Annotated in this window: 8 protein-coding genes; 4 read left to right on the top strand and 4 right to left on the bottom strand. The window is 34.7% G+C overall.

Annotated features, from left to right (window positions below; translation table 11 throughout):
- Positions 1-459: 459 nt before the first annotated feature.
- On the top strand, positions 460-633 hold the full coding sequence (locus AC3ASS_RS08240) for a hypothetical protein (RefSeq protein ID WP_488283044.1): 174 nt from the start codon (positions 460-462) through the stop codon (positions 631-633).
- A 35-nt stretch (positions 634-668) separates the two neighbouring features.
- Here the strand turns inward: AC3ASS_RS08240 and AC3ASS_RS08235 are convergent, their stop codons facing one another.
- The 4 genes from AC3ASS_RS08235 to AC3ASS_RS08220 are packed head-to-tail and all read right to left on the bottom strand — an operon-like array spanning position 669 to position 5,381.
- Positions 669-2,426, bottom strand: a complete 1,758-nt coding sequence (locus AC3ASS_RS08235; protein WP_488283043.1) for a CDP-glycerol glycerophosphotransferase family protein — start codon at positions 2,424-2,426, stop codon at positions 669-671.
- Between the two features lie 26 nt (positions 2,427-2,452).
- Entirely contained in the window at positions 2,453-3,625 is a 1,173-nt protein-coding gene (locus AC3ASS_RS08230; protein ID WP_488283042.1) for a CDP-glycerol glycerophosphotransferase family protein, read from the bottom strand.
- Positions 3,626-3,646: 21 nt separating this feature from the next.
- Complete coding sequence (locus AC3ASS_RS08225) at positions 3,647-4,672, bottom strand: ribitol-5-phosphate dehydrogenase (protein ID WP_488283041.1); 1,026 nt, start codon at positions 4,670-4,672, stop codon at positions 3,647-3,649.
- Positions 4,665-5,381: an IspD/TarI family cytidylyltransferase gene (locus AC3ASS_RS08220; protein WP_488283040.1), complete on the bottom strand. Its 717-nt coding sequence runs from the start codon at positions 5,379-5,381 to the stop codon at positions 4,665-4,667. The genes AC3ASS_RS08225 and AC3ASS_RS08220 overlap by 8 nt, the downstream gene beginning before the upstream one ends.
- A 274-nt stretch (positions 5,382-5,655) precedes the next feature.
- Here AC3ASS_RS08220 and AC3ASS_RS08215 point away from each other — a divergent pair, with 274 nt between their 5' ends.
- The 3 genes from AC3ASS_RS08215 (at position 5,656) to AC3ASS_RS08205 (ending at position 9,851) form a co-directional block, all read left to right on the top strand.
- Complete coding sequence (locus AC3ASS_RS08215; RefSeq protein WP_488283039.1) at positions 5,656-6,744, top strand: glycoside hydrolase family 113; 1,089 nt, start codon at positions 5,656-5,658, stop codon at positions 6,742-6,744.
- A 112-nt stretch (positions 6,745-6,856) separates the two neighbouring features.
- Positions 6,857-8,617: a DUF2334 domain-containing protein gene (locus tag AC3ASS_RS08210; protein WP_488283038.1), complete on the top strand. Its 1,761-nt coding sequence runs from the start codon at positions 6,857-6,859 to the stop codon at positions 8,615-8,617.
- Complete coding sequence (locus AC3ASS_RS08205) at positions 8,610-9,851, top strand: glycosyltransferase family 2 protein (RefSeq protein WP_488283037.1); 1,242 nt, start codon at positions 8,610-8,612, stop codon at positions 9,849-9,851. Before AC3ASS_RS08210 ends, AC3ASS_RS08205 begins: the two co-directional genes overlap by 8 nt.
- Positions 9,852-10,039 lie beyond the last annotated feature (188 nt).

Below are 10,039 nucleotides of genomic sequence, written 5' to 3'. Positions count from 1 at the left end.
ATCTATCCGCCTCATTTACTCGATATGACCTTCGACAGAAAGAGCTTTGTTTTGTTATGCAAACTCACTCAATCATATCTAGCCTTATATGAGGTTCGTGTTCCTCGGACCGGTGTTTTGCCTCCAGCTTCCTTCAGATTCCGCGTCACCACGGACACCCTTGCTCTTGGCTAACCTCTACTTCTGTCTTCGGGGTTCGGGACTTACACCCTATAGTTCATGTACATGCCGGGCGCACATATAAAAGCAAGTGGAGAGAAACGAATTGTTTTTCTCCACTTGCTTCATTTTAGGGACTTATCGGACAGCCCCTTTTTCCTATGAAGAGAGCATGAAGTTTGTAGAAAAATCATATTGGGCTATAATGGAGAATGTGTATCGATATAGAAACAAAAACGATCCCCTTCACATAAAAATATGATGACAGAACTTAGCCAGTTTTGAAAAAGGGTGACAACCGTGAAAATTAAAATTATAAAGGCATTAAACGACGAAAAAGGATTCGGCATTCCTGAACAGATGCTTGGGAAAACGTATGACGTACTTAAAGAAGATGAAACTGGATACTGGGTAAAAGAAGGAAAATTCGAAGTTCTTGTATTATATGAGGAAGTGGAAATTGTCCAAGTATAAAAGAAAATGGATTGGTCATTGCCAATCCACTCGTGTTATTTTTTCCCGAGAAAAATCCAATCTACGACTCTTTCACTCGATTTCCCATCTAAATGATCAAAGAAATATTCCACAAATGGCTTAATTTTTTCCATCTTATAATTTCCCGTTTGTATCGTTTCAATTATCTCCTCTGTTGTCCGCACAAGCGTACCTGGAATAAACGATTGATACTCATAATAAAAATCTCTTTTACGAACATAATCCTCCACATCAAATCCGAAGAAAATCATCGGTTTATTTAACAAAGCAAATTCAAAGCAAACAGAGGAATAATCGGTAATCAACAAATCGGTAACAAACAATAAATCATTTATTTCTCGATAATGTGAAAAATCATAAAAGAAATCGCGATACTCATATGGAATCGAGACATGATTTTTTACAAATGGATGAATTTTTAATAGAAAAACATATTCATCCTTTAACTGTTCATACAGCTTTTTAAAATTCAACATTTCCATCGGATAATGCGCCGATTGCTGTCCGTTCCCTCGAAATGTTGGCGCAAACATGATTACCTTTTTTTCCTTTAAAAACGGATATTCCTGGTATAAAGTTTCTCTCATTTTCTTTTTATACTCTTCATCAAAAAAGACATCCGTCCTTGGAATTCCCGTCGCTATCACTTTTTCAATGTCAATTCCAAAGCCTTCCGCATAATGTTTTGCCACATTTTTCGAACTAACAATGGCTTTCGTATAATTGCGATGGTTTTTCGATTTCGGTGATGGGCCACCCGGTCGACCGATTCGGCTAAACCCAAATGTTTTAAACGCACCTACGGCATGCCATAACTGAACAAGCTCGGCATTTTTTCGTATTTTTAATGGATACACTAACGGATAAAAGTCATCAAGTACAATAAATTTAGACGTCGCTAAATGATACGATAGCTTTATAAACTCTAGAAAAGACCGCTCCTTAGCAATTTCTTTCTTCAAAATAAAATGATAATTAAAATCTAATTGTCTTCTTTTCATTTCTTCATAGACAAAGGCAAAATTTCCGCTCATATCTTCCCGACTATCCGAAGCAAATAACACTTTCTTTTCCTTCAACGGCAACCATTTAAAAACATTATATAAAATTTTATATCCATATTTGTTCATGAATCGATAAAGAAAACTTTTCTTTCTTACTTTCGGGTTAAATATGGACGGATTCATGCTTTTCAATTTAATGGATTCCAACTGCATCGTTTTATTCGCCAAATTATAAGTCACGAGCAGATTATACATCAGCACTTCTTTCGCAGAGTAATATTCCATCTTTGTTGAATAATAACCTTCCTTTAAAAACGGTTCTATATTTCCTAAAGGGAAGCGATAAACAATTTTTTTCACGTGGTCAACTGTTTCTAACTCGATATAGACTAAGTACTTATGACTAGGAAGTGGTTTTCCATTTTCCGTAATTTTTGAAAAATGAATGAGCGCTTCAAATCCTGCCCAACGATAATCTGGATGTAAATCTTGTAAACATACATCCTTAAGTGGGATATAAAATTCTTCCATCTCTTCATTAATGAGCACTAGACGTTTTTTCACGTCATCTTCTTCTAATAATGGAACCCCTTCTAAATAACAATATCCTTCTATTTTCAATAAAGGACCGTTCCATTCCATTTCCGTAAGCTTTTTTATTGGTTTATATGTGTATTTCTCATTCATAGATAAATGAACATTACTTAAAGGTTGTTCAACGGAACAGGTTTTCATCGGTGTATTTTTTTCTGGAACTTCTACAGCCATCCTATGCCACTCCTTATGTTCATGTATTAACCAGTCTGTTCTTTTGAAAGTATAATCGTTTCTATAATCCGTTGACTTGCTTTCCCATCTCGATAATTAAAAAACTTTTCGGCAAACTGTTTCACTTGATCAGTCTCAAATTCCCCTCTTTTCAACCATTCCACTAACTCTTCTGTTTGAGAAAAAATGGGGCCGGGTACAAACTCTTCATATGGATAATAAAAGTCCCTTTCCTCTATATATTCCTTTAAATCGCGGGCAAAAAATGCGATCGGTCTGCCTAGTAAACTATAATCAAAAATAATCGAAGAATAGTCCGTGATTAATAGATCTGAAATGAGCAAAATTTCTTCCGTATGAAATTCAGGATCAAGCTGATAAAAAAAAGTATTGTCGACAATTTCTACCGATTGATCCATATAAGGATGCAGTTTAATCACGAAGGCGTATTCGTGATGAAGGGCTTCTCTCAGTTGTTCAAAATCAATCATAATATCCAATTTGCTTTTCTTATGACTCTTCCCCCTAAACGTTGGAGCATATAAAATGATTTTTTTCTCTTTTAAATGAGGATATAATCTATAAAGTTTTTCTTTCGTCTTTCTCTCATTCTTCTCATCTAGTAAATAATCCGTTCTAGGAATACCTAAAGGCAAAATTTGTTTTGGCGGCATGTTAAAAGCTTCAGCGAAATGAGGAATAACTTCAGATGAACTGACAATCGCATACGAATAATTCGAATGAATGTTTACTCGTTTGATATATTCTTTACTCGGACCAAATGGCTTTCCGAGCGTACTATAACCAAACTTTTTAAACGCCCCTCCCGCATGCCAAAGCTGTACAACGGTCGTTTCTTTTCTCTTTTTGATTAAATATAATGGAAAATAAAAATCGTCGATAAACACATAAGCAGAAGTCGCCAAGTGATAAGTAACACAAATGATATGAAATATATATAAGACCTTTCCAATAATAGATGGATGAAACTTTTTAAACAAAAAATGAATCTCGTAATCTCCCTGTTGTTGAACTAATGCACGGTGAACATAATACAAATTTCCAGAGAGTTTATCCGATCGATAAGAGGCAAAACTAATTTTATTTCTTCTTACAGGAAATAAAAGACAAATGCAAGAGTATAAAAAGCGAACCAACACTTTGACTGTAAGTGTTGGTAACCATTTCAACATTTTCATGTAGATACCATTCTCTCCTCTTTACTTATTCCATTTAAGGATCGTTTTTCCCCAGGCTAAAGCTAAGTCACTTTCAAAAGCGTTGACGATATCTTCTATCGTTTTAATTTCATGGACAGAACCAACTAATCTCCCTAGATATTCGACGATATCTGGATGTTCGCTTAAAAATTGAACCGTCTTTTTAAAATCGATATAACCGCTCCGGCTACTTCCAATCAACGTCAACCCTTTTTCTAATACCATTCTCGTATTAATTTCAACCGGATACTCAGAAACTCCTAAAAGCGAAATAGATCCTTCTGGCTGAATATAATCAATGATTTGGTTGATTGCATACTGACTTCCGATCCCACCTACACATTCAAATGCATGATCAATCGTGAGGTCGCTTGGAATATCGTTTATAAAAAAGGTGTCATCCACAAATGAGAAATTTTCTAACTTAAACGGGGTTTTTCCAAACACATATACTTTTGAATCTTTATACATGCGTTTTAAATATAAGGAGGTTATGTAGCCTAAATTTCCGTCACCCCAAACACCAAACGTAAACCGACGAGAATGCGATTTTCTCTCAAAACGGGAAATAGCATGCATGGCAATCGTATTCAACTCAATAAAGGCACCAACTTCATTCGTTATCGACTCCGGCAAAAGAACAAAACGATCTCGTCCTAAAAAAACATATTCTTGCATAAAACCGTCATAACCGCTCGATCTAAATTTGCTAGATCGCAAATAGTTTTCTGCGATAACGTCATCCTCTTCCACCGGTGTATTCGGAATCATGACCACCCTCGTCCCAGCCTGATACTCCCCTAATGGATCATAAACAATTTCCCCAATCCCTTCATGAATGAGAGCCATCGGCAATTTTTTGGACATCGCTTCTTTTCCTCGCGTACCGGTGTAATATCGTTGATCTGCTGCACAAATCGACAAATAAGTAGGACGAACGATGACTTGTTCGGTTGGAAGATGACAATCTACATAAGTTATTTCAAATCTACGAGCAGAAACTAGACGATAGATTGGATTAATCATGCGCGATACTCTCCCGTATAATGGCATTGGCCACTTTCAAATCGTAAGGAGTCGTAATTTTAATATTAAATACTTCCCCTTTAACGATTTTTATTTTTTCCCCTAACAATAAGGTAATTTTACATGCATCTGTGAGAATCGCTTTTTCTTCGTCGGATAAGCTTTGATAATGACGGACTAATGTTTTAATATGAAAGCTTTGCGGCGTCTGACCTTGATACATAAAATCTCTTCTAGGGATGTTGGAAATCATCTCTCCGTCCTCGGATTCAATAATGGTGTCAATCGCTTCAATAACAGTATCCACCGCTTTATATTGTTGTAAGGCTTCGATATTTTCTTTTATGATGCGGTGCGTGACAAAGGGACGTACAGAATCATGAGTGACGATGGTATCATCATCAAAAATGCCGAAATTGTTCTCAATATACTCAATTCCCTTCATAATCGATTCGTTCCGATCTGCTCCGCCCTCAACGACAACGATTTTTTCATTTTTCCCAATATATTTATGGAGAATATCGTTCGTATAGCCGATCCATTCTTTCGGCGAAACAACGATAATTTTCTCGAATTCTGAAAACATCAGAAATTTTTCAACGGTATGGATCATAATAGGCTTATCATTTAACAAAAGGAATTGTTTTGGCATGTTTACATGACCCATTCGTTTCCCGATTCCACCGGCTAAAATCTCGGCGTAAATCAAATCAGACACCCCCTCTTTATATTTCTCTATTCTAAAAATTTATTCTAGTATAAATTTTTTGACATATTATTAAATCCATTGTATCACTGTTTTTCATGTTGTAAAAGAATCCATTTTCGTCGGTTATTGTCAAATGAGAGTGCATTATCGTACATTTTCACGAAAGGTTAAACGAGACAATACATAGGAAAATGTATCCCCTCTATCCTTGTTTGTACTAAATGGTATGAACAAAACATAAAAAATAGAAAGGATATATGATTGAGGTGGATGTATGGTTAAACAAATGATCTATTGGTTTTGCATCTTAATCCTTCTATTTATTGTTATCAATTTTATAGGGGCGCTACTGCATGGAAAAAAGGAGATTCTAAAAGCTAACGAGCACACTTTTAAACATATAACGTTAGAAAATAAACAGACTGAACTAGCATACGATCATTTTCATAAAGGAATGAATATTCTTCTATACGGGAAACAAAATTTATCCAATGCAGAATATGTGTTTACAAAATTAAAAGAATTAGGCGTCAACCGTGTATCATTCAATTTCCCCTTCGTTCAAGAACATTGGCAATCCAATGAAATAAAAATGAACCCTTCCATCACTCCACCTATATCAGACTTAGAGGCAATGATCGATCTTGCCCACTCCTTTGGGTTTCAAGTGATGTTGAGGCCAATTATTGATGAAAGAGAGTTAATAAAAACCGGACATTGGCGTGGGGATATTCAACCAAAAAATCCTCGCCTTTGGTTTGAAAACTATCGTAACATTCTCCTCCCATACATCCATCTAGCTCAAAAGAAACAAATCGAATTATTCAATATTGGAACGGAATTAAATTCATTAGAAACGTATAATCATGAATGGGAATCATTGATTGATGAGATAAGGGCGATTTTTAAAGGAGATTTAATCTATTCATTTAACTGGAATATCGTTCAAAATATCCCGAATGCAACTTTTATTTCAAAGCTTGATTATGTCGGAATCGATGCGTATTTTCCGCTTGAAGTCCCAGATCATGCGAATGTAAAAGATTTAGAAAATGCTTGGAGTCATTGGGTAAAAGTAGTAGAAAATTTAAAGATAAAGAAAAAAATCATTATAACAGAAGTAGGAATTGTTCCTATTGAAGGTGCCTATCGGACTCCCTATGATTGGATTTATGATCATCAATTATATTCTCCTGAAATTCAAGTAAACTATTATATCGCTACTTTTAATCAGTGGAAACCTATCATCCATGGGATATATTGGTGGGTTATTCAATTGGAAGAAGATTCAATGGACATCAATTATTCTCCTTTAGGTCTACCAACAGAGGAAATCATAAAAAAACAATTTCAAGAAACATAGACTCCAAACCTTTATCCTACTACTATGTTAGTTATTTTTTACAATTTTTGAACATAAAATGAATCCTTTGGAAATATGATTTATCAAGAATAATGAAAAGGGTATGTGGAATATGGGAAAAATTCTAATAAAGGTTTGGTTTGTTTCTTTTTTTATCTTCTTTTTTTCATCTTTTTTTAGTTTTGACCTCATCAAAGCTCAACCATTAAACGGAAGTAACCCTAAATTATTAGTTATTATATCTTCCAATGAGCGTACGATAAATGAAAATCAACGGATGGTAGATCTACTACTCAGTCATTTTTCCGACAATATAACTTTTCGCTCAGCAAAAGAAGTCAAAAAAGAAGATTTCAATGATGTAGATTACTTATTTTATTTCGGGATGGATCGAGAAGTAATTCCGAAAGAAACAGTTGATAACCTTTCATCCTTTCAAGGAACTGTCGTTTCTATCGGATACAATTTCGAGCAATTAGGAGAAAAATTTCATTTTATCCAACAATATAGTCTTCCAGTATCCATTAACGAAGTCCGTATTTCTAACGATGAAATAGACAAGCTTATGTTTCCATCTGAGCCAATTTTGAATTTGAAAATATTAGATCCAACCAATACAAAAGTATTAGCATGGGGGCTAGATAAAGAAAATCAATACCCTCTTTTTATCCAACACCATCAAACCTATTATTTCGCTTCCCATCTATTGAATTATCCATTTTCTATCCCTTTTGCAGAAATACTTCATGATGTATTGGACATCGACCATCATGAACATGGGAAGCGTTATGGATATATTCGATTAGAAGATATACACCCGCTCGTTGATCCTAAACCTCTTATGAAAATTGCCCAATTACTCAAAGAGAAAAACATTCCATATATGATAGCGGTGATTCCTGTTTATACAAATCCTAAAACAAAGAAACAATACCATTTTAGCGACTCTCCAAAACTGTTACAAACATTAAAATTTATGCAAGATAACGGTGGTAGTATTGTCCTCCACGGGTATACACATCAGTTTAGACTAAGTGAAACAGGAGAAGGATTTGAATTTTGGGATGTTGATCATAACATGCCCATATACCACTACCCAGATGGAAAAGTTGAGTTAAAGACAAGAGCAGATTTTTTCAGTGAAGAAGAGTACGAACAATATTTACAAAAGCAAAAAGAGTTTGAAAGAAATTATATCGAAAAGAAATTAGTGAAAGGAATTGAAGAGTTAGCGAACTATGGGTTATACCCATTAGCATTCGAAGCTCCTCATTATACGATGTCTCAACATGGCTATCAAGTGACCTCCCAATTCTTTTCTACTTATGTCGGGCAAGTTCAACTTAGTGATCAAGATTGGAGAAACATGGATACAGCCCCTTATATGACGTCACCTCAATTCCTTAACGGCATGAAGCTATTACCTGAAACGATTGGATATGTCGAGGACAAAGAAGACTCCATTGAACAAATGATCACTTATGCCAACCAGTATTTGTTTATACGAGATGGAATGGTTGCTGGCTTTTATCATCCGTATTTAGGATTTGAACGTTTTCAAGAGCTTCTCACTCGTTTAGAAAAGTTTCAAAATATCGAATGGATCGATTTAAAAAACTTTAAGAACGAAGTGAAAACCAATCGAGTAAAAATTACATCCAATAATGGTGAAATGAATATCAATGTTCATCATCTCCAATTATTTAAGGAGTCCTTTGAATACTTGGAATATCATATAAATAACTCCATCGTTTCTGTCTTATGGGTCTTTGCTGGAATCGGTGCGTTCGGAATTGTTACATTTATCTATTGCATTATAAAAATTCAATGGAAAACGAATCGCTCTTTGAAACGAGGTGGAGCCATTGGCTGAATACTTATTATATTTTTCATTATTCATTATTTGGTTCATGCTCTTTTATCACATGCTTTTAATGCAGGGTGGGTATTGGTTTTTAATAAAACATGAACGACCTTTACCCTTATGGTTAAAACATAACCCTGAATTGCCTTTTGTCAGTATTCTCATCCCAGCCCATAATGAAGAATTAGTCATTGAAAATACATTAACTTCAATGGCCCAGCTCAACTATCCAAAAGATAAATTAGAAGTCATTGTAATTAATGATCATTCCAGTGATCAAACAGGAAAAATAGTCGATGAATTCGCCATGCGTTATCCTTTTATTAAAGTGATTCATAACCCATTGGGAGGAAAAGGGAAATCTGGGGCATTAAATAGAGGGTTCGCCCATTCAAAAGGAGAAATCATCGTTGTTTATGATGCCGATAATACACCGGAACCAGATGCTGTTAAAAAGCTTGCCCTTGTACTTTTAAAAGATAAAAAGGCCGGTGCTGTCGTAGGAAAATTTCGAGTGATCAATGCGAATAAAAATCTATTAACCCGTTTCATCAATATTGAAACTATCACCTTTCAATGGCTAGCACAAGCAGGAAGATGGTTTTGGTTTCGATTAACGACCATTCCGGGAACAAATTTTGCGATCCGCCGTTCGATCTTAGAAAAGTTAGGGGGATGGGACGAACAAGCATTGGCCGAGGATACGGAATTAAGTATTAGAATTTTAAACTTAGGGTATGATATTCGCTTTTTTCCTGCCGCTGTCACTTGGGAACAAGAACCAGAGACACTCCGTGTTTGGTGGAAACAAAGAACGAGATGGGCAAGCGGAAACATGTATGTTTTAATCAAATACTTATTTCGTATGAATCAAATCAAAGAAAAGAGAATTTTTTTAGATATCTTTTATTATCTATTAACCTATTTCCTGTTTTTCCTAGGAATCTTCCTTTCACACAGTATCTTCTTTTTAAATCTCTTTTTTCATTTAGATGTAAATATCGGATTGATTTCTTATATATTACTTATCGTAGGATTTCTCTTGTTTGTTACCGAAATCTATTTAGCTTTATCTATTGAGAAACAGCTCAATCTCTATAATTTTTTTGCTGTCCTCCTCATGTATTTTACTTATTCTCAAATATGGCTAGGTTTAGTGATTTATACAATGGTGAAAGAAGTGAAACGGGGAATTTTAAGACAAGAACGAAAATGGTACAAAACTCAAAGGTATAATGTGTGAGGAATTAATCTTTTGCTATTATAGCGAAGCAACTATATTTTACACAAAATTTCCAACGTACTATTATCGTTAGAAATTTTGTATTTTTCTATATCACTATTATTTGTAAATATGTATATTACTTACTTTTCTAAAAACTTTATTTTATAAAGATTTCTATATAATTATATTGAATATATTTCAGGATA

The organism is Bacillus sp. JST-5, assembly GCF_057747715.1.
The sequence above is the reverse complement of the archived record's forward strand: the minus strand, read 5'-3'. Positions and strand labels throughout refer to the sequence as shown.